We start from the raw sequence: 19,358 nt of genomic DNA on the forward strand, positions 1-19,358 counted from the left end.
GAGCCGTGTCCGGGCGCTGTGGGTTGGTCATGATCCTCCTCCATCAACATTCTGCTCGATCTCAAACCGATCGTATAGCATTCGATCGTATCTAATTAGAGAGGGTAAGTGAATGAGGAACCCGCCATCCGCCAGACCCGGCGGGATCGGATGTGGGGGCGCGAGTGGCGGCCGGGCTGCCCGAAGCGACCGAGACCGTGGTGGGCATGGGCGCCGGCCCCGGGCTCGGCTCAGGGGCAGCTCCGGTGCGGGAGCCGGGCAGGACACGCGACATCGGCCCAGGCCAAAGCGGTCCAAGGGGCTTTCCGGTTGGCCGGGAAGCTACGCCTCGACGTACGCGACGATCGTGGTCGTCCATGGGGCCGTCACGATGCAGTTGCCCCGCACACCGTCGACTCGGTCCGCGCGTACGCCACAGCCGAGCGGGCGAAGACCGAAGCCCTTACCTCCGTGCCGGACCGGCCGGGACGAACCCCTTCACCAGCCGCTCGTCAGCCATCGGCCGTCACTGATCCGCCGCTATCGCAGGCCCGTTCGCAAGGGCCGCTCCAGGGTCGGCCGTTCAAGAAACCAACTGCTCGCGCACGGCCCTCAGGTGACCGAAAAGAAGGGAACCGCCTCGTGCCCAACCACGACGAGCCTGCCCACAACAGCTTCGCCCGCTGGCTGTTGCATCGCTGCCGACGGGCCGGACACGACACCGAGTCCGCCGACACCCGGAACTCGATCCACATCATCGCCGCTTTCGCCGTGTCCGACGGCCTGGACGCCGCGCTTACGGCCAACCTCGCCCAGGCTCTCGCGGTGACTCCCGAGGAGCTCACGGCCGCCATTCCCGTACGTCGGCCGGACGCGGGACCGGTCTGGGCGGATGCCGTTCACGATGCGGGCCCCACCCCGAACGGACGGAACGAGGGTTGCACGGATTGATGTACTGGCCGGCTTCCGGCACTCAGGGGAGGCCAGCCCGTTCCGTACACGTACGCGCAGCAGGTTCCGACGGAGTCAGCCAGTCGTTGCCCCGGGTTCTGCTGCCCATGGATCGGGCGGGATCACCTCGACGCACCGGCCGCTCTCGTCCACCAGGCGGCCGTAGACCTTCACCTGTCGCAGCACCAGCCGTCGTTCGGTGACGGCGACGCCCGGGCACTTCGTGGCGATCCGGATCAGCACTTCCTCAAGGTGCTCGAAAGACCGCAGATTGACGATGAGAGCGAGGTTGGTCGGACTGGCCACGGCCGCGCACATGCGGGTTTCCGGCCAGCTCGCCACCCGATGTCCCACGACCCGTCCAGCGGCGGTGACCCCGACGAAGGAACCGAGACCGAAGAGCACGGCCCCACATCTCGTGGTGGTCTCGCTGACCCATAGCCCGCTGCGAAGCACCGATGAAAGGTGCTTTGTAGCAACGACGAAACGGTCGTCATCGTGATCACGATGACGACCGTTTCGCTGTTGTCTGCTCAGGTCGCGTGCTCCGCGGCCCCCCGTTCGTCAGGGGTCGGTGACAGGCAGGCAGGCGCAGTGGCGGCACGCCCGTGCGGAGGCGGCGATGCGCGCGTGGAAGACGATGGTGATCAGACAGGCGGCCGCGGTCAGTGGCCAGTTGGTGGCGAATACCGCGGCGGTGATGAGGGTCAGCGCGCTCAGTCCGAGGGCGACTGCCGCGGTGGTTCCCGTCCAGGCGACCACGAGCGGCAGTTGTTGGGGGAGGGGCAGTCGGCGGGCCAGGGTGCCGGTGACGGAGAGGGACACGGCCGCCAGCAGCGCGGTGAGCGCTGCGAGGCCGCCGAGGTGGGCTACGACCACCTGGAGCGGGTCTGGCAGCCGGTGGCCCGCCGCGCGGGTGGAGAGCTCGACCAGGTACCAGCACACCAGCAGGCACGGGATGATCAGCATGACGGTGCGCGCGGTGTGACGGGCCTGGGTGATGGTCAGTTCGCGCTGGAAGCTGGGCGCGAGTTCGGCCACGGGGCCGAACTCGCGGATGGCCTGACGGGCGGCGTCGCGGTCGGGTTCGGCATCGGGAGACAGTTCCCGCATGGTGTCCAGGAGGCCTTCGCGCAGTTCGTCCACCATCTGGGTCTTGAGTCGGGCCGGGCCGTGCAGGGTGGCCGTCAGGTCCGCGAGGTGGGCTTCGATGGGGTCGTCAGCAGGGATCTCGGGCGCTTTCACGTGGCGTGTCCGGGGGCCGGCGTGGGTTCCAGCACCGAGCCGATCGCTGCGGTGAACGCCCGCCAGTGGGTCCGTTCGGTGGCCAGGCTGCGCCGTCCGGCGTCGGTGAGTTCGTAGCAGCGCCGACGGCGTTCGCCCACCGACTCCCAGGCGCTGCTCAGCAGTCCGATCCGCTCGAGCCGGTTGAGGGCGGGGTAGATGGTGCCCTTGCGCAGCTCGAGTACGCCGCCGCTGCGCTCCTGGACCGCGGCGATGATCGCGTAGCCGTGCAGGGGGCCGGATTCCAGTACGGACAGCAGCAGTCCGTCCAGGTGGCCGCGTACCGCATCCGTCTTCATAGTCAGGCAGCCTACCTAAAAAGCGTCGCCCTGTGCTACTTATAGATCGGTAGCCAATCTATTGGCAGGTTATCCATGAAGGGACCCCTGTGACCAAGCTGCTGCTCTCGCTGCACGTCCTGGCCGCGATCCTGGCGATCGGGCCGATCGCTGTCGCAGCCTCGATGTTCCTCCGCTACGCCAGGCTGTCGGCCAGCGGCGACGTGCAGGAGCCCAACGGCCAGACCACAGCGTTCCTGCACAAGATCTGCCGTGCGTACACGGTCGTCGGCATCGCCGTCCCGGTCCTCGGTGTCGCCACCGGCGCCCGGATGGGCGTCCTGACCGACGCCTGGCTACTGACGTCGATCGTGCTGACGGCTGCCGCCGCGGCCCTGCTGCTCACGGCGGTCCTGCCCGGACAGGCCCGGCTGCTCGCCCAACCCGCGTATGCGTCCGGCCCAGGGGGGACAGGCACCGACGTGGCCACGGACGCCATTGCGCAGCTGCGGTCGGCGGCCGCACGCCTCTCCGTGACCACAGGGATGTTCAACCTGCTGTGGGCAGCCGTTGTCGTCCTAATGATCGTCCGCCCCGGCTCCACGACGGGAGCCTGATCAGTATGCGAACTCTCCGCATCGCCGCCGCGGTTGAAGCTGCATCCCTCACGCTCTTGCTGCTCAACCTGTTCACCGTGCACACCGGGGCGATCTCGTCGCTGGGCGGCCTGGTCCACGGCACGGCCTACCTGGCCGTCATCGTCGCCGTCTTCCTCACTCCCGCCCTCGCGCGGCCGGGAACCAAGGGGCGTGCCTTCATTCCCGGCATCGGAGGGCTGCTCGCCCTGCGCGTGCTGGGGCAGCAGCCACCCGCCTCCTCAGCCGACAGACTGACCGGCGCCGACAGATGACTGGGAAACAATCACCGACAGCGCGGGAACCATCTCCCAGCGCGCTGCTCAGACGCAGGCTGACGACTTCCGTCGGTGCCCCGCTGCCCTTGGGAGCAGTCAGATCTGCGTGCGGGACGCGATGTAGTCGAACCAATCGCGTCTGGCGTATCCGGTCCATCGGGTGGCGTTGCTGATGCTGGTCCCGGTGAAATCGGCGAGGACCGATGCCGGCAGGTCGGCGGCCAGGGCGAGGCGGGCGCTGTGGCGGCTGGCACGGGGTGTGATTCCGTGCTGCCGGAGTTTCAGGCTGAGGTAGCTGGCGCCGAGGTGCCGCGCGGGCCAATGCCCGAGCGGCACCGGGCCGGGAACCGCCTGCACGGCCGGTAGGTCGGCCTCCCCGCCGGCCGCTCGGTTCACCAGCGTCAGTGGGTCGATCCTGGTCTGGTTGGCCAGGCACGCGAAGCCGAGCCCGTCCTCCGGCACATACAGCAACTGCGACCGGTAGCCATCCACGCTCCCGGCGTGGCCGTAGGCCGCTTTGCCGCCGACGGTGAAGTGGTAGACGCCCAGCGCATACGGATGCACGGTGCCGTCGGCCAGCACCGCCCGTTCCAGCAGTGCCGCCCGGATGTCGGCGCCCCGCACCCGCCCGTCCGCCAGGAACCCCAACCAGTGAGCCAGGTCGGCGACGCTGGTCGCCAGCCCGCCGTCGCCGACCACGCACTCCTCGGTGTCAGCCCGTCGAATCACGCCGTCGTCGTTGCCGTGCCCGTAGGCGAACCTCGGCAGCACCTCCGACGAGTCGTCCCGCCACATCGTGTCGGCCATCCCCAGCGGTCCCAAGATCCGCTCCGCGCTGAACTCCCGCAGTGACATGCCCGTGACTCGCCTGGTGATCGCGGCAGCCAGGACATACCCGGTGTTGGAGTAGGAGAATTCGACGCCGGGAGCGAAGTTGGTCCGCCGGATCCCGGCCAGGATCGGCAGGAGGTGGCCCTCGGTGCGCCTGGTCACCGGAACACTGGCGATGCCCACCAGGGCAAACCACTCCGGCAGGCCGGCGGTATGACGCAAGCACTGGGGCCTTGACCCCTGATGTTGGACACACGAGACACTGGATCCTGAGGATCTGAGAAACGGACATCTCGTGGTCATGAAAAACTACCCGCCGGAGTTCAAGGCGGATGCGGTCGCGCTGTACGAGTCGCGGCCGGAGGCGACGATCAGGTCGGTCGCCGCCGATCTGGGGATCAACCCTGAAACACTGCGGAACTGGGTGAGGGCGGCCGGGGTGAGTCGGCCCCGGGGACGCCGGACGCAGGAACCGGCCCAGCCTCCGACCCCGCTGGAGGCGGAGAACGCAGCCCTGCGCAAGAAGGTCCGCGAGTTGGAGGAGGAACGCGAGATCCTGCGGAAGGCGGCGAAGTATTTCGCCGGGGAGACGCGCTGGTGAACCGCTTCCAGTGTGTCGCCGACCTCCAGCGCCGCTATGGCGTGAAGCGGCTGTGCAGCATCCTCGGCGTTGCCCGCTCGAGTTTCTACTACTGGCGCCGGACGGCTGTGGACCGGGCTGCCCGGCAGGCGGCCGAGGCGAGGCTGGCCGCCCGGATACGGGCGGTGCACCAGGAATCGGACGGCACCTACGGAGCCCCGAGGATCACCGCCGAGCTCCGCGAGACGAGCGGTGAGGCGGTCAATCACAAGCGGGTCGCGAGGATCATGCGGACGTTCGGGATCGAAGGGGTCCGGTTGCGCCGCCGGCACCGCACCACCGTTCCCGACCCGGCCGCGGCCAGGGCGCCCGACCTGATCGGCCGCGACTTCACCGCCGCCGCTACGAACACGAAATACGTCGGCGACATCACCTACCTGCCCATCGACGGCGGGAAGTTCTGCTACCTGGCCACCGTCATCGACCTCGCATCGCGACGTCTGGCTGGCTGGGCGATCGCCGACCACATGCGTGCGGACCTCGTCACCGACGCCCTGGCCGCAGCCGTCCGCACCCGAGGCAGCCTCGCCGGATCGATCATGCACACCGACCACGGAGCCCAATACACGAGCAGGTCCTTCGCCGAAGCCTGCAGGTCAGCAGGGGTTCGGCAGAGCATGAGCGCGGTCGGCTCCAGCGCGGACAACGCACTCGCCGAGTCCTTCAACGCGACCTTCAAACGCGAAACTCTCCAAGGGCGAAAGAGCTGGCCAGACGAGAGCGAAGCCCGACTCGACGCCTTCAGATGGCTCCACCGCTACAACACCCGGCGCCGACACTCCCGCCTCGGACAACAATCACCGATCGCCTTCGAGAACACCCTCCACCACACACCAACTACGCTGGCACCAGCCGCCTAAACCGTGTTCAGGATTCGGGGTCAAGGCCCCTGTCGATGGTGATCTTCTGATCCACGATTCAGGCAGGTGGTCGCGAATGTCGTCGGACAGAGTCAGCACGCCGTCCCTGGCGAGCAGCAACACACTGACGGCGGTGAACTGCTTGCTCGCCGAAGCGATGTCGAAACGGGTACGGGCATCGATCGGCACGCCGAACTCCACCGACGCCAGTCCGGCACACCCCACGTCGACCACTGCACCATCACGGTAGGTCGCGAGCGCCATCCCGGGATCGTCCGGCCCGATAAGCCCTTCAAAGAGGGTAGAGAGATCCATCTGCCAAGCTTCGCCTGCACGCTCCAGGATGCCGTTGGCCGCGCCCGCAACATCCGCGCCCCCAGGCTTGGCCGCTGCCACAAAACCCATCCGGATGCCGGCCCGGTGGCCACTTGGCGGGGCCGCTTCCGGCAACTCCAGCAGGGGCCGCTAGATGCTGCGCTTCGCCGGACACGGCGCGTCGTACGGATGTTCTCCGTCGCGAACGACGGAATAGCATTTGACACACCAGAGGATCTCACGCGGGCCGGCATCCTTCTGGCCCTGCACGCAGGAGCACGACCTCCCTACACGCCCACGACACCACCCTGGAACGGCACGTAGTCGAGGCGCTCACGGTATTCCGAGGGCGATCGCGACGGCCAGGTCACTGCGCACACCCCATGGCGGGAAGGCGACTGACGATCCGTATCCGCATGTGGACTGCCCTCGGCTACGGATTGCTCGTACGCCTTCTCAACATGGTCGCGACATTCAGCGGTCCGACGGACAGGTGCCTCAGGGTGACGAATCCGAAGTGCTGGTAGAGCGCCACATTGCCGGGATCCGCGGTGGTGAGGAAGACCCCGGCCGTGGCTGATGTGTCGGCCAGCAGACGGTCGAGGAGACGCCTCCCCGCCCCGCGGCCCGCAGCGCCGGGAACCACCCCGATGAACTCCAGCGTCCAGGCACTCTCGGGCGCACCGGCTTCGGTGAGGTCGAGATAGCGCAGGGTCCGCTGCACGGACCGGGGTCCGCAACGCGCGAGTGTACGGGCCGCCCACTGCGCCTGAGCGGCAGGTGAGAGCCGAGCTCCGGGCGGGGTGAGGACGGCGACCGCGATGGGACGGCCGCCATCCCCGGTCAGGGCGTAGCGACGCGATCCGGGAATGGTGGCATCGGCGCGCAGGGTGGCGTCGAACCAATTCTCCCTTGCGGCGGATGAACCGCCGCCGACCCAGGAGACCGCCGGCTCGCGGGCAAAGGCATCGGCCAGCACACGTGCGCAGGCATCCACCGTCGGGCAGTCGTCGATCTCTGGTCCGCGCTCAGCCGGGTCCGTGAACTGTTGGTCGGTCATGATGGGCACCTGCTCCTACGGCAAGGACGCCTACACCCCCGCCGACGCCGCCCGCGCCCTGACCTGGACGGATCCCGAGCATCCCGGCGACTGGACCGCCGTCGAGCGAACCTTCCGCGACGGACACACCGAGACCTGGTGGGCCGCCGACGCCCATCTCGGCTGGTGAGACCCCGATGGAAACGTCCACCTGGTCGTGGCGACCGCAGACCCGGCCACCCTGCCCGCGAAGGCCACCTGGTACCTGGCCACCGTCCTGCCCCGACCCGGCGGCCCCCGCGAGGCCGATAGTCCCGAATCCGCCGCTGACCTGCACGAAGTCGTCCGGATCTACGGCATCCGGCACTGGATCGAGCAGAACTACAAGCAGGTCAAGGACGAACTCGGGTGGGCCGACTTCCAGGTCCGCTCCGACACCGCCATCCGCCGCCACCAGACGCTGGTCACCTGCGCGTTCTCGTTCTGCTGGGACGCCTGGTTCAGTCCGCCACCCGAGGATTCGCCCGGCACAGCACCACCGGAGCCGCCCGAAGAACCGGACCGGCCCGAGAGGAGGACCAACCAGACCCCACCAACCCCACACGGCCAGCTGGCCCAAAGCAATACGCGCCGACCGAGCCTGGCTCGACCCCTGGACCAGCCTCCAACGATGCTGGCGAGCCTGGACGAATGCACCCCCACCACCGGAACTCCAAGCCCTGATCAACGCCGTCGGCGCAAGCCACCCGCTTGACCTCTACTCCCCGGCTTAACAAACCACCACTAGCGAGGGTCCTTACGCATGCACCACGTGCGAGGGCCGTTGTCGGGGAGCAAGATCTCGGCTGTGACCTCGAAGCCGAGACGCTCGTAGAATTTCACGTTCCGCTCGCTGGAAGTCTCCAGGAACGCCGGGTACCCGGCGTGTGCAGCCGCCTGGATACCGGGGACGAGCACCGCACTGCCAAGGCCCTGCCCCTGGGCTTCAGGGGCGACTCCCACCGTGTTGAGGAACCACGCCGGCTCTTGCGGCCGGTACGGTGCGACAGCCTGCTCCGCAGACTCATATGCAGCCGCCCGGTCACCGGCAAGGTCGCCGAGCAACGGGCCGACCTCAGCGAAAGCGGGCGAAGGGTCCTGGTCAGGAGCGGCCCAGACAGCGACAGCGCGGCCCTCGTCCGCAACCCACACGCGCCCGTACACCATCCCGACGCGTGTCAAGCAGAGCTCTTGGAAGCGCCGGATCCGGTCCTCGTGGTCGTCTGCGGCGACCACGTGCCGGGTGTAGGGGTAGTCGGCGAAGGCCCGGGTCAGGGTCTCGACGGCGGCGGGGATGTCGACGTCGGTGATGGGGCGTACGACAGGGGCGTCCTGAATGTGGGGCATGCCTGTTGAACGACCTTGCCAGCAGGCGAGTTCCCGGGAGCATTTACGCTGTTCATCACATCGCGACAGCTTTGGGAGAACAGAGTCGACCGGCTTGGCAGATGTCTAGCCTCGCGCTTTCATGAGCGTGCTCGTCCATGCCTTGATCAAATAAGCGGAGAGTGCTTCTGACCTGCAACGATGGGACTTGTCTAGGGTCCTGTTGGCTGCACGGAAAGAAGCACTCTCCAGGTGAGCAAGCGTATCGGGTTGTACCCGCGTGTCCGCGTCGAGGGCGGTGGCAGCGGGGCGGTCTCGCAGGCCGGGGCGGTGCTGCTGGTCGAGACGGTCCGCAAGTCCGGCCTGGACACCGCGATATCGGTGGCATTGGCACCGTGGCGTAAGCCGCGGGCAGTGCACGACCCGGGCAAGGTCCTGCTGGATGTCGCGCTCGCGACGGCTCTGGGCGGGGACTGCCTCGCCGATGTCGCCATGCTGCGGGCCGAGCCCGACGTGTTCGGCCCGGTGGCGTCCGGCCCCACGGTCTCACGGCTCATCGGCGCCCTCGCCGCAGCCGGACCGAAGGCGCTCACCGCGATCCGGTCGACGCGGGCCGAAGTACGGTCGCGGGCCCGGGAACTGGCCGGGGCGAACGGTCCGGCCGCCGGAGGCCCTTGAGGTCCTCAAAGCGGCTCCGACACCATCCCGCGCCGCTTCCCTGACACGCACGCAGTTGCAGGCCGCGCTCAAACGAGCTGGTCGCCAACGCGGCATCGCAACACAAGCCGACCGGCTTCGAGAGGTGTTCCGCGCCGACTGGGCCCAGCAGCCGCCCGTGGTCGAAGACGCGCTCGGCCAGCAGATGCTCGCCCTTGTGCTCCAACTTGAAGCCGCCTGCACAGCCGCCGACAACCTGGCCAAGGCGGTGGAGGAGGCGTTCCCTCAGCACCCGGATGCTGAGATCGTCCTCAGTATCCCCGGCCTCGGCGTCCAGCTCGGCGCCCGGGTGCTGGCTGAGATTGGCGACGACCGCACCTGGTTCGCCGACGCCCGCGGGCTGAAGGCATACGCCGGCTCCTCGCCCATCACCAGGGCCTCCGGCAAGAAGTCGAGCATCACTCGGCGGTGGGTGAAGAACGACCGGCTCAACCACACCGGCTGCCTCTGGGCCTTCTCCGCCATCACAGCCTCACCCGGCGCCAAGGCCCACTACCGAAGGCGCCGCGACGACCACGGAGACTGGCACACTGCCGCCCAGAGAAATCTCTTCAACCGCATGCTCGGCCAGCTCTACCACTGCCTCCAGCACCACAAGCTGTTCGAGGAACAAACCGCCTTCCCCGTCGAACTCGCTGCCACCGCTTGACGAGTTAGAACCCTGAGGTGTCTGCTTCGCGACCAATACCAAAGGCGGCCAACTCGCCGAACCCGAACTGCTCCACCGCAGGCGGGCCCGCCGCGAGGACGGCATCCGAAACGCCCGCGACACCGGCCTGCGCAACCTGCCCCTGCATGACACGGCACAGAACCGGATCCGGCTGGAGATCGTCTCCTTCGCACCCGACCTCCTCGCCTGGATGCCGATGCTCACCCTGACCGCAGAAACGCGCCGCCGGGAACCCAAAAAGCTCCGCCTGCGACTGTCCTCCGCCGCCGCCCAACTGGTCACCACCGGCCACCGCCGCTGGCTCCGCCTCACCACGCGATGGCCCTGGACCGACGAAGTCACCCGGGCAATCGACCGGCTCAATGCCTTGCCGAGCCCCGGCTGACCAGCCACACCGACCGCCCCAACGATCCGCACCACCACACCGGGAAAGTGGAACCCGGCGCCCACCCGACGCGACAACCGGGCCGTCAACATGCCCCAGCCCCGAAAAGACCGCACCTCGCAAACACAGAGTCCCCGTCAGCACACCGACGAGGACTCATGAACGATCGAGGCTCAAGGACCTACCGATCCAGGTACTGGCCCGGATGAGAGGAACCTTCGCCCGACGGGCCCAAACGCGTCAGCTGTTCCCGCTCGAGATCTCTCAAAGTCAGGATGGTCTTCGGCCGTCCCGGCCGGTCGGTGTCCGCCAAGCCCTCCAACCGTGACTCCATGAACCGCTTACGCCACTTGCTGACCGTCATCGCCGACACACCCAACTCATCGGCAGCCCGCGCATACACAACGTCCGGCCAGCGAGACGACTCCCGGAGGCTTGCCTCAACGGCGGGCGCGCCGCGCCGTCATCACAGCGGCCAACGGTGCGAGCATGAACAGGCCGAACATCCAGCGTGCTGTGCTCTGCAGGTCGGTGACGTCCGCGCCGTCGGAGAATCCGATCACGTTGGCGACCATCCCGGCGAACGCCGATCCGAAGGCGGTCGCGGTGAGCTGGATCGTCGTGACCGAGGAACCGGCGAGGTCCTGGTCCTCCTTCGGCGTCAACTGCAGGACCCGGGTCAGCAGATGGGGCCATGCCATGCCGATGCCCCAGCCCAGCAGGAGCAGCCCGGCGCCCACTGTCGCGACGGTCGTGACCGCGCCCGAGTGCGCCGGGCCGGTGAAGAAGAGTACGACGAGCCCGATCAGGGAGAAGACCGGACCGGTGCCGATGATCAACCCTCTGCGGTGCTGCATGCCGCTGCACGCGATCGAGCCGAGCGTCCAGCCCGCCGCCAGGACGGCGCCCAAATACCCGGCCGCCAGAGGCCCGAGCCCTTGGAGACGCTGCCCGAAGTAGGGCACGTAGACCTCGACGGTACTGGAGAGCACCAGCAGGGCCATGGTGACGTAGACGAGCCGCAGCCGCGCGTCCGGGCCGAATGCGGTGGCCGGGATGAGCCGGAGCGTCGCACGCCGCTCACGTCGCAGCCAGGCGACCAGGAGCAGCGTGGCCGCCAGAAGTCCGGCGGCGTTGACGGCGAGCCGGGACGAGATGCTGGCTGCGGAGATGAGCAACACGGCCAGGCCGAGCAGGCTCACGCTCGCCCAGGGAATGCGCGGAGCCGACTCCCCCGCCGTCCCCTTGGGCAGTCGCATCGCGCCCCAGAAGGCGAAGAAGAGCAGGAACGGCAGAAGCCCCCAGAACGCGCCGCGCCAGACATCGAGTTGGGCGCAGACCCCGCCGAGGGCGGGGCCTACGAGCGTCGCGACGCCCCACATGGCGGAAACGAGCGCCATGGCGCGTGGCCACAGTGCCTCGTTCAGCGTGATGCGGACCATGGCGTAGGAGAGAGCGAAGAGCAGGCCGCCTCCGATGCCCTGCATGAGGCGTCCGGCCAGCAGGACGGGCATCGTCGGGGCGAGCGCGCAGACCACCGTTCCGGCCGCAAGCAACAGTGTCGCGAAGCGGTAGCTGGAGCGCGGGCCGCTGGCTCCGAGGACGGCGGAGGCGGCCGTCGACCCGAGCACGGACGCGAATACGAAGATCGTGGTGGCCCAGGCGTACAGGTTCGATCCGCCGATGTCGGCGATGACCGACGGCAGGATGGTGGTCGCAAGGTAGACATTCACGGCGTGCAGCGCGACTCCGGCCGCAAGCGTCGCCGCGACGGCCCCGTGTTCCCGGCCGAGCAACGCTCCCCACCCGGCTGGTGACGGTGACGCAGTCGGCTCCTCGCTTCTGGTGGTCACACGCTTCCCCTTCGAGAGATTCATTACGTGCCGGAACGTAATATAACACTAGACTGACGGTATGGCTGAAGCGAAACATGCACCCAGCAGTCGGGCCCCGGGCGGCCGCCCGCGCGACGCATCCATCGACCAAGCGATCCTCGACGCGGTGCTCGATCTCCTCGACGAGGTCGGGTACGCCCGGCTCACCGTGGAGGCCGTGGCACGGCGCGCCGGCACCACGAAGCCGGCCGTCTACCGACGCTGGAGCACCCTGCCCAGCTTGGTGTTCGACGCCCTGACCGCTCGCCTGGGCCATCTCAAGCCCCCCGCCACCGACTGCACGATCTGCGACCTCAGCGATGCAATCAAGCTGTACGTCGCCGCATTCCAGCGCATGCCACCGGACGCACTCGCCTCACTGCTCGCCGACTACGGCGACGATCCACAACGCCGCGAGACGTTCATGGCCGCCCTCTTCGACCCGCCCCGGATCGCCGTCGGGCAGGCCCTCGACGCCGCCATCGCGCGGGGCGACCTGCGCGACGACGTCGACCGGGACCTGCTGCTCGACCTGCTCGCCTCACTGGTCCACTACCGCGCCTTGTTCGGCCACGCCGTCACCAGCGACGACGAAGTGGAGCAGGCTGTGCACACCTTGCTGCGGGGCGTCGCGGTCGACTATCCGAAGCTGGTGGAGATCAGCCGCAAGAAGGACGGAGATCCGCAGATCCACCACCGCCACAGGGAGTGACGCGGGCCAACCCGAGCTCCGCCGCGCCCCAGTCAGCGGACAGCAGCCGAAGATCAGGCCGCCCGCCTCCTCCCCCCTTGCTCCACGTCTGATCCACGCCACCTCACGGTGAACGCCCTCGAGTGCAAGACCGAGACGTCACAGCAGCACGGCCAAACCGTCCTTGCAAGCCCCGACGAGTCATCGCCGACGTGGTCAGTGAGCGAGGCGGATCGGGCCCGAGTGCTTCCAGCACACCCCTCCCGCGACATTTTTTGGTCGCTTGACCTATATTGGGTGTCATGAATGACGAACTCATCTTTGACGCCGACGGACCTGTGCTCCTGGTCGGCGGATACGGCACGGTCGGCGCGGAGCTCGCACGGATGGCGGCCCCCTCGTGGCCTCTGATACTGACGGGACGGACCGTGCAGCGCGGACAGCAACTGGCGGACGAGACGGGCGCGGAACTGCGCACCTGGGACCTGGCGGATCCGGCACCGTTCCGGGCGGAGATCAGCTCGGTCGTCACCGTGGTCAACGATCCGGACGACCGGGTGCTGCGCGCCGCGATCAGCGGCGGGGTGCCGTTCGTGGACATCACCCGCTGGACCACGCGGTTGCAGCGTGCGGCCACCGTCGCGGCAATGTCGGGCCCCACCGCACCGGTACTCCTGTCCTCCGCCTGGATGGGAGGCGTGACGAGCCTCGTCGCCGCCTGTCTCGGCGACCGGTTGGGCGGCGCGGACACGGTCGACGTGGCCATTCGCTGGGACCTCGCCGACCGGGCGGGCGCGGACTCGGTGGAGTTCATGGACCGCCTCGGACTGGACTACGAGGTGATGCGGGACGGGCAGCGGCACACGGTCATGCCGCTGAGCGATGCCGGCCGCGTCCGTATCGGGGAGACACTCACCCGGGTCGCCAGGATCGACACCCCCGAGCAGTTCACTCTTCCCCTCGCCCTCTCCGCGCAGACCGCAACCACCCGGATCGGCTTCAGCTCGCCCGCGTCCACGACGGCCCTGCTGGCCGCCAAGCGGCTCGGGTTCTTCCGCTGGGGCCGCGGCGAGTGCTTCACCGGTGCACGCCGCGGATTGCTGTACGCACCCGGCGAGGGAGGCACAGCTCAGCTCCGCATCGATGTCACACGCGGGGGCGACACCCTCTCCGCGACCGTGACCGATCCGGCCGGTCAGGCCCACCTGACCGCCCTGGGCGCCCTGATGGGGCTGCGTCGGGTACGGGGCGAGGACGGCGCCCCTGCACCGAGCGGCGTGGTTTTCCCCGAACAGCTCCCGAATCCGCAGAACGTGCCGTCACACCTCGCCTCGCAGGGCGTCGGCCTGGTTGTGCTCAGGGCTGTGCGCGACGAACACGCGGAGGGCAGGGCGGCATGAGCGACCGGTCCCCGGAACAGGAGAAGCGCACGGCAACCACGACCAAGGGTGCCCAGCGGCGCGCTCTGATCCTGGACGCCGCCGAGCAGATTCTCTTCGAGTCCGGGTACGGCGAGCTGACCATGCGGGCAGTGGCAGCCACGGCACAGACGCGCCTGGGGCACGTCCAGTACTACTTCCACTCCCGCACCGAGTTGATCGCCGCCGTCCTGCGCCGCACCCTGGACCGTTCGCTCGACAGGCTGGCCCCGTTGTTCACTGACGCGACCGCGCACACTCCACCGGACACGGAGGGGCTGGTCCGTCAGCTTCTGGCCGAGCACGATGATCCGCGACTCGTACGGGTCTACGCCGAGTTGTGGGCACTGGCAGGCCGTGACGAAGCCGTCGCGACGGTCCTACGCACCTTCTACGGCGATTACCAGGATCATGTGGCCGGGTTCCTCCGCGCCCGCGACCCCGCTCTCCCCGACGCTGTCTGCCAGGCACGGGCAAGGGTTTTCACCGCGCTGATCGAAGGAGCGGCGCTCTTCCGGTCCGGCATCGCCGCCCAACGCACCGAGGCCGCCGACGCGGAACTCATCAACACGGCCACTGCCTTGCTCGGCTGACGGAGCCAGTGGAAGAGCGCGGTGGCAGCGGCGCGAAATGACCCGACCGCCTTCCGCCGACTGCGGCGATCCCACAGGAGAACAGATGCGGTGGATGTCGCCGACGCGCGGCGCCGGTCCGGGCAAATCAACCGGCTCGCCACGCGGCTCAGCAAGAGCCCCCCGATGACGGCGCAATTGTTGAATAGCGGTGGGCGGGCCCTCGACCGGCAAGACCCGCGCCTGCCGGGAAGCCGTCGCCCTGCTGCGAACGGGACGAGCACGGGCGGCTGTGGCATCCCGTCGACTCCACCCGCCCCGACGCCACCCTGACCGGACTCGCCAACATCGCCCGGTGATCTGACTGGACGAGGCGACGCCGACGCATCGGCCCGCACACGTGCGCACGCATCCACCGGCGGGCGGTCGTCGATCACTGGCCCGCGCCGAGCCGGGTCAGTGAACCGAGGGTCGATCAGAATCCTCCCCCGACAACCATTGCTCGATTCATAACCGATCGGATCGGGATAGACAGGAGTTGGTGGATGAGGATGCCGACGCTCGGCAGACCCGCTGCTATGGGGGCCGTGACTGTGCGGGTGGGGGCCGCGCCGCCCGAAGTGACCGAGCGCGTCGCGGCCGACAATCGCCTGGACCGGGCCGCGCTGTGCCAGGCTCGGCACCGGGCTATGTTGAGGCCGAGATGGTCGTTTCGTGTTCGAGACGAGGCATCCGCAGGCACGGGCTTGGGAAGGTTGGACTCCTTCGAAGCCGGAGCGGATGCCCCGTTGACCGAACTAGCCTCGACAGTCCGCCGGTCCACCGGTGAGACAGTCAGCGCTGGCCAGCGGCCCCGAGGGCTTGCCCACCGCCAGTCCGTTGGTGGTAGGCGCCCACAGCGGTGATATGGAGGGCACAGGCACTACCTGTGGCCCCGCCGCCGACGAGGAGTGCCGCCACGCCAGGCGGTGAAGGCAACCGCGCCGAGGAATTGGCAGTGCGCTTTGACGCGCCAGCCTTCCATTCCGCGGAGCTTGTCCAGGTTGGCGCCGTTGGTGGCGATGCCTCGGCCGAGACGCACCGGCTCTCCCCGCAGGAGGCGAGGGCCACTCTGGAGCAGACGCTCACCGCGTACGACGCTCTGGAGCTGCGTCTTGCGGGTGCCCGTCCGCCGGGCGGGCTCCTCGGCGAGCACACCGTCGGGCTCTACCGCGACGCCTGCTTCGGCCATCTGTCCCTCGCCGGTGACGGATGGGGCCCGGCCGACGGCTTGCCCCTGCTCCCGTACGCATGGCAGGACGTCGACTACTACTACTACTTCCCGCGGTTCGCCTCGCTCCGGGTGCCTCCCGGCACGACGCCGGTGAGACCGCGTGGGCTCCTCGCGGCCCACCTCGACCACGTCGAACGGACCGTCACCGCCGGCGGCTGCACCTCGTTCGTCTTCCACGTCTCGTGGACGGACACGCCGCAACGTGCCGAGGTCATCGACGAACTCCTCGACCGGCTCACCGACGACCCGCGGGTGTGGTGCGCCTCCCCCGACGACGTTGGATGATCGGTCACTCCGCCGACTTTCCGGCCGTCCACCACCGCGACGCACCGCCGGCCTGGTGACTGACCCGGTGCCGTCGACGATGTGCCGGGGTCGGCGGTGACCGCCTGTTGTGCCGAAGTCGGCCGGGCAGGCAGGCCGTGCGCTTTGAGGTCGTCGCACAGGGCGGCGGCTTTGTGCGGGTTGCGGCCGTGGACGAGCACCGCGCTGACCTGGCGGAGTTTGGCCAGCCAGATCGCCTGGAGGCGGTCCTGTTCGCCGGTGCCAAAGACGGCCAGGGTGACGGCGCCGGGCCGGGCCATGGCATGGGTGATGAGCGCGCCCGCGGCGGCGGTACGCCAGGCGGTCAGCAGACCGCGGTCGTCCAGGAGCGCGCGTACCTGTCCGGTACGGGCGCTGACGACGCAGACCAGTCCGTGGTTGGCCGGAAGGCCGAGGGCGGGGTTGCGGTAGAAGCCGGTGGCGATCTTGACGGTGAAGTCGGTGGCGCCGGTGATCCAGCCGGCTTTGACGTGGCAGTCCCTGTCGGTTTCGGGGAAGTCCATGTGCAGCGGCGGCGGCACGCTGGTGCGGCCCTCGGCGTGCGCGACCAGCGCGTCGCGGACGGTGTCCAGGACCAGTCGTAAGGTGGCGGTCTTCTTGACGGCGGCCGTGCCGAAGACGGGGAGGGTCATCGGCGTGCTCGCATCCACTCGGCGAAGGCGGCCAGGCCTGCTTCCGGGTTGCGGCGGCCGATGCCAATGCGGAACCGGTCGGCGGGGGTGGCGGTGAGTTCGGAGCGGTAGATACTCGCGGGCAGCAGCAGGACACCGGCTTCCTCCACCAGGCGGGTGCAGAACTCCGCTACCCCGTCGGCGCCGAGGTAGCGGGGGTAGGCGACGCATCCGCCGTCCGGCGCCTGCCACTCGAAGTCATCCGCGAACTCGGCGAAGAACGCCTCGAAGGCCGGCAGGTTGGCCGTGATCAGGGCCCAGTTGCGGGCCAGGATCGTCTCGCGGGCCTTCAGCGCGATGCGAGCCAGGACCTCGCTGGGCGCGGAGTTGCAGATGGTGGTGTAGTGCTTGGCCCGCTCCAGGCGCGAGCGCAGGGTGCGGTCACGGCAGGTGATCCAGCCGATGCGCAGCCCGGGCAGCCCCAACGACTTCGAGGTCACGTTCAATGACAGTGCGCGCTCGGACAGCTCTGCGGCCTGCGGCAGGGTGCGGGCGGGGTCGCGTTCGAGTCCGCGGTAGACCTCGTCGCTGAACAGGTAGATGCCGCGCTCGTCGCACAGGGCCGCGAGGGCGGTGAAGTCGGCGGTGTCGATGACCTTGCCGGTGGGGTTGTTGGGGAAGTTCACCGACACGACCCGGGTGTTGGGCCGGATGGCCGCCGCCACCATGTCGAGGTCCAGGGCCCAGTCCCGGTCCGGATCGAGGGCCACGCCGGTGACCTCGCACAGCGCCAGAGGCACGGTCTCGGCGGCCTGGTAGTTCGGGGTCACCACCACCGCGTGGTCGCCCGCGTCGAGCAGGACGTTCATCGCCAGGTAGAGGGCTTCCTCTGCACCCGCGAAGCAGATGACGTCGTCTGCGTCGGCGTGCTCGTAGCCCTGGGCGATCACCTCGCGCAGGGCCGGGTCGCCGAAGGTCTCGGTGTAGCCCAGGGACAGGTTCTCGAAGGCCTCGCGATCCTTGTCCTCGGCCAGGGCGAGCAGTTCGCTGAGTGTCATGGTCTGGACGTCGGAGGCGGTCAGGTGGTGGCGGGCGGTGAATTCCCAGCGGGAGAAGTACGTTTCCAGGCGGAAGTCGGGCAGCCGGGTCATGGTTGTCGGTCCTTTGCGCTGGGTGCTCTGAGTTCGGCCAGCAGGCCGTAGACGGTGGACCGGGACACCCGCAGCGCCCCGGCGACGGCAGGGGTGGCGCGGCGCACCGCGAACACCCGGGCCTCGTCGAGGCGGCCGAGGACGGCCAGGCGGTCCTGGCGGGTCATGCGTTCGACGGGGCGGCCCGTTTCGCGGACGTAGGTGCCGATCACGTGCTGGATGCGCTCGGACCAGTCCTGCTCGAACAGCGGCTCGGGGCTCTGCACGGTCGGCGCGCCGAAGGCCGACAGGACCGCCGCGGCCTGTTCCAGCGGAGTGCGGTCGAGATTGATGCACAGCACCGCAGACGGCAAATCCCGTGCATCCCGCAGGACCGCGCTGACCGATGACAGACGGCGGCCGTCCGCGAGCAGCTTCTCGTACGGCCCGTACACGTCCCGCGCCGACGGGTCGAGCTCGTCCAGTTCGCCGAGCAGCGAAGGATCCCCTGGGCGGCGGGAAGCCATCGGGTTCCAGATCTCCAGGACTCGGTCGGTCTCGGGATCATGCAGAACGACCTCGGCGTACGGGCCAAGCAACAGCGCGACGGCCCGGCACACCGGCGCCCACATCCGCACACGAGGGTCCCGGCCCTCTTCCACGTTCTCCACAATTGGACAGTACATCCAGGTCAGACAAAAAGTCCACATCAGTCCACCGGGATCCTCTCGCGGTAATTCCGGCATCCAAGACGGTGTCCTATGTGGTGAGTCGGACCAGTCGTTTGTAGCAGCAGAGGGTGGCGGCGAGGCCGAGGAAGGCCAGGTAGTTGCGGGGGTGGCGTTCGTAGCGGTGGTTGAGTCTGCGGTAGCCGGTCAGCCAGGACATCGTGCGTTCGATGACCCACCTTCGGCGTCCGAGCCGTTCGCTGTATTCGATTCCCTTGCGGGCGATACGCACGCCGATACGTTTCCCGCGGAGTCATCTACGCAGGTCAGGGATGTCGTACGCCTTGTCGGCGTGGAGCTTGCCGGGTTTGAAGTTCCAGCCGCGGTGGGGGTCGTGCCTCGATCGGAGACCGGCCACCATGGGCTTCAGTCCGTGGCTGTCGTGGGTGTTGGCGGCGGAGAGCCCGACGACCAGGGGCAGTCCGTTCGCGTCCGACAGGACGTGCATCTTGGAACCCGGTTTACGACCTGGCCCGCGATTGAGGACCGGGAGCAGGACGGGCTTCCGGG

General features: G+C 68.6%; 23 protein-coding genes and 3 pseudogenes. 12 read left to right on the plus strand and 14 right to left on the minus strand.

The genetic code is table 11. The features are described from left to right. Positions 1–621 precede the first annotated feature (621 nt). Positions 622–930 carry a hypothetical protein gene (locus OHA19_RS41290; RefSeq protein WP_331754357.1) on the plus strand — a complete coding sequence of 103 codons (309 nt, stop codon included), beginning with the start codon at positions 622–624 and terminating at the stop codon, positions 928–930. A 75-nt stretch (positions 931–1,005) separates the two neighbouring features. Here the strand turns inward: OHA19_RS41290 and OHA19_RS41295 are convergent, their stop codons facing one another. The 3 genes from OHA19_RS41295 to OHA19_RS41305 all read right to left on the minus strand — a co-directional run bounded on the left by OHA19_RS41295 (position 1,006) and on the right by OHA19_RS41305 (position 2,513). After that, on the minus strand, positions 1,006–1,386 hold the full coding sequence (locus OHA19_RS41295; protein ID WP_405753464.1) for an Lrp/AsnC ligand binding domain-containing protein: 381 nt from the start codon (positions 1,384–1,386) through the stop codon (positions 1,006–1,008). Positions 1,387–1,494: 108 nt separating this feature from the next. Continuing rightward, positions 1,495–2,175, minus strand: coding sequence for a hypothetical protein (locus OHA19_RS41300; protein WP_331750017.1), 681 nt, complete (start codon positions 2,173–2,175; stop codon positions 1,495–1,497). Beyond that, entirely contained in the window at positions 2,172–2,513 is a 342-nt protein-coding gene (locus OHA19_RS41305; RefSeq protein ID WP_266694071.1) for a PadR family transcriptional regulator, read from the minus strand. The genes OHA19_RS41300 and OHA19_RS41305 overlap by 4 nt, the downstream gene beginning before the upstream one ends. A gap of 89 nt (positions 2,514–2,602) precedes the next feature. On the opposite strand from OHA19_RS41305, the gene OHA19_RS41310 reads away from it, so the two are divergent. Further along, positions 2,603–3,109: a DUF2269 family protein gene (locus tag OHA19_RS41310; RefSeq protein ID WP_331750014.1), complete on the plus strand. Its 507-nt coding sequence runs from the start codon at positions 2,603–2,605 to the stop codon at positions 3,107–3,109. A 5-nt stretch (positions 3,110–3,114) separates the two neighbouring features. Beyond that, complete coding sequence (locus OHA19_RS41315; RefSeq protein ID WP_266694078.1) at positions 3,115–3,402, plus strand: hypothetical protein; 288 nt, start codon at positions 3,115–3,117, stop codon at positions 3,400–3,402. A 99-nt stretch (positions 3,403–3,501) separates the two neighbouring features. On the opposite strand, the gene OHA19_RS41320 is transcribed toward OHA19_RS41315, so the two are convergent. Next, the gene (locus tag OHA19_RS41320; RefSeq protein ID WP_405753466.1) at positions 3,502–4,398 is read right to left on the minus strand and encodes a serine hydrolase domain-containing protein; all 897 of its coding nucleotides are present in this window, start codon (positions 4,396–4,398) and stop codon (positions 3,502–3,504) included. A gap of 133 nt (positions 4,399–4,531) precedes the next feature. Here OHA19_RS41320 and OHA19_RS41325 point away from each other — a divergent pair. Beyond that, positions 4,532–5,736, plus strand: a protein-coding gene (locus OHA19_RS41325; protein ID WP_331734386.1) for an IS3 family transposase whose coding sequence is annotated in 2 segments (ribosomal slippage) — positions 4,532–4,823 and positions 4,823–5,736 — 1,206 coding nt in all. Because the reading frame shifts where the segments join, the coding sequence is not laid out codon by codon here. Here OHA19_RS41325 and OHA19_RS41330 read toward each other — a convergent pair. Then, positions 5,674–6,132, minus strand: coding sequence for a serine hydrolase domain-containing protein (locus OHA19_RS41330; RefSeq protein ID WP_331754364.1), 459 nt, complete (start codon positions 6,130–6,132; stop codon positions 5,674–5,676). The two genes, OHA19_RS41325 and OHA19_RS41330, sit on opposite strands and share 63 nt — an antisense overlap. Before the next feature lie 352 nt (positions 6,133–6,484). Then, positions 6,485–7,111 carry a GNAT family N-acetyltransferase gene (locus tag OHA19_RS41335; protein ID WP_331750005.1) on the minus strand — a complete coding sequence of 209 codons (627 nt, stop codon included), beginning with the start codon at positions 7,109–7,111 and terminating at the stop codon, positions 6,485–6,487. On the opposite strand from OHA19_RS41335, the gene OHA19_RS41340 reads away from it, so the two are divergent. Continuing rightward, the gene (locus tag OHA19_RS41340; protein ID WP_331754366.1) at positions 7,110–7,280 is read left to right on the plus strand and encodes a hypothetical protein; all 171 of its coding nucleotides are present in this window, start codon (positions 7,110–7,112) and stop codon (positions 7,278–7,280) included. The two genes, OHA19_RS41335 and OHA19_RS41340, sit on opposite strands and share 2 nt — an antisense overlap. 27 nt (positions 7,281–7,307) lie before the next feature. Beyond that, a complete protein-coding gene (locus OHA19_RS41345; RefSeq protein WP_331754367.1) occupies positions 7,308–7,844 on the plus strand; it encodes a hypothetical protein in 537 nt (178 codons plus the stop codon). Between the two features lie 29 nt (positions 7,845–7,873). Here OHA19_RS41345 and OHA19_RS41350 read toward each other — a convergent pair whose 3' ends face one another. Next, on the minus strand, positions 7,874–8,476 hold the full coding sequence (locus OHA19_RS41350; protein ID WP_266694094.1) for a GNAT family N-acetyltransferase: 603 nt from the start codon (positions 8,474–8,476) through the stop codon (positions 7,874–7,876). A gap of 231 nt (positions 8,477–8,707) precedes the next feature. Here OHA19_RS41350 and OHA19_RS41355 point away from each other — a divergent pair. The 3 genes and pseudogenes from OHA19_RS41355 to OHA19_RS41365 form a co-directional block, all read left to right on the plus strand. Beyond that, a pseudogene (locus OHA19_RS41355) lies at positions 8,708–9,127 on the plus strand (transposase); the annotation flags it as partial. Positions 9,128–9,257: 130 nt separating this feature from the next. Then, positions 9,258–9,821, plus strand: a complete 564-nt coding sequence (locus tag OHA19_RS41360) for a transposase (protein WP_405753469.1) — start codon at positions 9,258–9,260, stop codon at positions 9,819–9,821. Between the two features lie 22 nt (positions 9,822–9,843). Further along, positions 9,844–10,227, plus strand: a pseudogene (locus OHA19_RS41365) (transposase); the annotation flags it as partial. A 181-nt stretch (positions 10,228–10,408) separates the two neighbouring features. On the opposite strand, the gene OHA19_RS41370 reads toward OHA19_RS41365, so the two are convergent. After that, positions 10,409–10,591, minus strand: a complete 183-nt coding sequence (locus OHA19_RS41370; RefSeq protein ID WP_331750744.1) for a hypothetical protein — start codon at positions 10,589–10,591, stop codon at positions 10,409–10,411. 76 nt (positions 10,592–10,667) lie between these two features. Continuing rightward, on the minus strand, positions 10,668–12,080 hold the full coding sequence (locus OHA19_RS41375; RefSeq protein WP_331754370.1) for an MFS transporter: 1,413 nt from the start codon (positions 12,078–12,080) through the stop codon (positions 10,668–10,670). Positions 12,081–12,141: 61 nt separating this feature from the next. Between OHA19_RS41375 and OHA19_RS41380 the strand changes: the two genes are divergently transcribed. The 3 genes from OHA19_RS41380 to OHA19_RS41390 all read left to right on the plus strand — a co-directional run bounded on the left by OHA19_RS41380 (position 12,142) and on the right by OHA19_RS41390 (position 14,803). Beyond that, a complete protein-coding gene (locus OHA19_RS41380; RefSeq protein ID WP_331749990.1) occupies positions 12,142–12,813 on the plus strand; it encodes a TetR/AcrR family transcriptional regulator in 672 nt (223 codons plus the stop codon). 281 nt (positions 12,814–13,094) lie between these two features. Beyond that, positions 13,095–14,192 (plus strand): saccharopine dehydrogenase, encoded by a 1,098-nt coding sequence (locus tag OHA19_RS41385; protein WP_331754373.1) that lies wholly within the window; start codon positions 13,095–13,097, stop codon positions 14,190–14,192. Continuing rightward, positions 14,189–14,803: a TetR family transcriptional regulator gene (locus tag OHA19_RS41390; RefSeq protein WP_331749984.1), complete on the plus strand. Its 615-nt coding sequence runs from the start codon at positions 14,189–14,191 to the stop codon at positions 14,801–14,803. The genes OHA19_RS41385 and OHA19_RS41390 overlap by 4 nt, the downstream gene beginning before the upstream one ends. A gap of 901 nt (positions 14,804–15,704) precedes the next feature. On the opposite strand, the gene OHA19_RS41395 is transcribed toward OHA19_RS41390, so the two are convergent. The 5 genes and pseudogenes from OHA19_RS41395 to OHA19_RS41415 all read right to left on the minus strand — a co-directional run. Further along, positions 15,705–16,013 carry a hypothetical protein gene (locus OHA19_RS41395; protein WP_331749981.1) on the minus strand — a complete coding sequence of 103 codons (309 nt, stop codon included), beginning with the start codon at positions 16,011–16,013 and terminating at the stop codon, positions 15,705–15,707. Positions 16,014–16,096: 83 nt separating this feature from the next. Continuing rightward, positions 16,097–17,011, minus strand: a complete 915-nt coding sequence (locus OHA19_RS41400) for an ornithine cyclodeaminase family protein (RefSeq protein ID WP_331749977.1) — start codon at positions 17,009–17,011, stop codon at positions 16,097–16,099. Then, positions 17,008–18,141 (minus strand): pyridoxal phosphate-dependent aminotransferase, encoded by a 1,134-nt coding sequence (locus OHA19_RS41405; RefSeq protein ID WP_331749975.1) that lies wholly within the window; start codon positions 18,139–18,141, stop codon positions 17,008–17,010. Before OHA19_RS41405 ends, OHA19_RS41400 begins: the two co-directional genes overlap by 4 nt. Next, complete coding sequence (locus OHA19_RS41410; protein WP_331749974.1) at positions 18,138–18,752, minus strand: PAS domain-containing protein; 615 nt, start codon at positions 18,750–18,752, stop codon at positions 18,138–18,140. The genes OHA19_RS41405 and OHA19_RS41410 overlap by 4 nt, the downstream gene beginning before the upstream one ends. Positions 18,753–18,879: 127 nt before the next feature. After that, positions 18,880–19,311, minus strand: a pseudogene (locus OHA19_RS41415) (IS5 family transposase); the annotation flags it as partial. Positions 19,312–19,358 lie beyond the last annotated feature (47 nt).

The sequence above is a fragment of the Streptomyces sp. NBC_00012 genome (assembly GCF_045040875.1).
Lineage (GTDB): Bacteria > Actinomycetota > Actinomycetes > Streptomycetales > Streptomycetaceae > Streptomyces.

What these genes read in the sequence shown, in the direction of transcription:
- OHA19_RS41305 (WP_266694071.1), bottom strand. Translation starts at nt 2,513, where the DNA reads ATGAAGACGGATGCGGTACGCGGCCACCTGGACGGACTGCTGCTGTCC.
- OHA19_RS41315 (WP_266694078.1), top strand. Translation starts at nt 3,115, where the DNA reads ATGCGAACTCTCCGCATCGCCGCCGCGGTTGAAGCTGCATCCCTCACG.
- OHA19_RS41340 (WP_331754366.1), top strand. Translation starts at nt 7,110, where the DNA reads ATGATGGGCACCTGCTCCTACGGCAAGGACGCCTACACCCCCGCCGAC.
- OHA19_RS41335 (WP_331750005.1), bottom strand. Translation starts at nt 7,111, where the DNA reads ATGACCGACCAACAGTTCACGGACCCGGCTGAGCGCGGACCAGAGATC.
- OHA19_RS41350 (WP_266694094.1), bottom strand. Translation starts at nt 8,476, where the DNA reads ATGCCCCACATTCAGGACGCCCCTGTCGTACGCCCCATCACCGACGTC.
- OHA19_RS41370 (WP_331750744.1), bottom strand. Translation starts at nt 10,591, where the DNA reads ATGACGGTCAGCAAGTGGCGTAAGCGGTTCATGGAGTCACGGTTGGAG.
- OHA19_RS41380 (WP_331749990.1), top strand. Translation starts at nt 12,142, where the DNA reads ATGGCTGAAGCGAAACATGCACCCAGCAGTCGGGCCCCGGGCGGCCGC.
- OHA19_RS41385 (WP_331754373.1), top strand. Translation starts at nt 13,095, where the DNA reads ATGAATGACGAACTCATCTTTGACGCCGACGGACCTGTGCTCCTGGTC.
- OHA19_RS41390 (WP_331749984.1), top strand. Translation starts at nt 14,189, where the DNA reads ATGAGCGACCGGTCCCCGGAACAGGAGAAGCGCACGGCAACCACGACC.
- OHA19_RS41395 (WP_331749981.1), bottom strand. Translation starts at nt 16,013, where the DNA reads ATGGCCGAAGCAGGCGTCGCGGTAGAGCCCGACGGTGTGCTCGCCGAG.
- OHA19_RS41400 (WP_331749977.1), bottom strand. Translation starts at nt 17,011, where the DNA reads ATGACCCTCCCCGTCTTCGGCACGGCCGCCGTCAAGAAGACCGCCACC.
- OHA19_RS41405 (WP_331749975.1), bottom strand. Translation starts at nt 18,141, where the DNA reads ATGACCCGGCTGCCCGACTTCCGCCTGGAAACGTACTTCTCCCGCTGG.
- OHA19_RS41410 (WP_331749974.1), bottom strand. Translation starts at nt 18,752, where the DNA reads ATGTGGGCGCCGGTGTGCCGGGCCGTCGCGCTGTTGCTTGGCCCGTAC.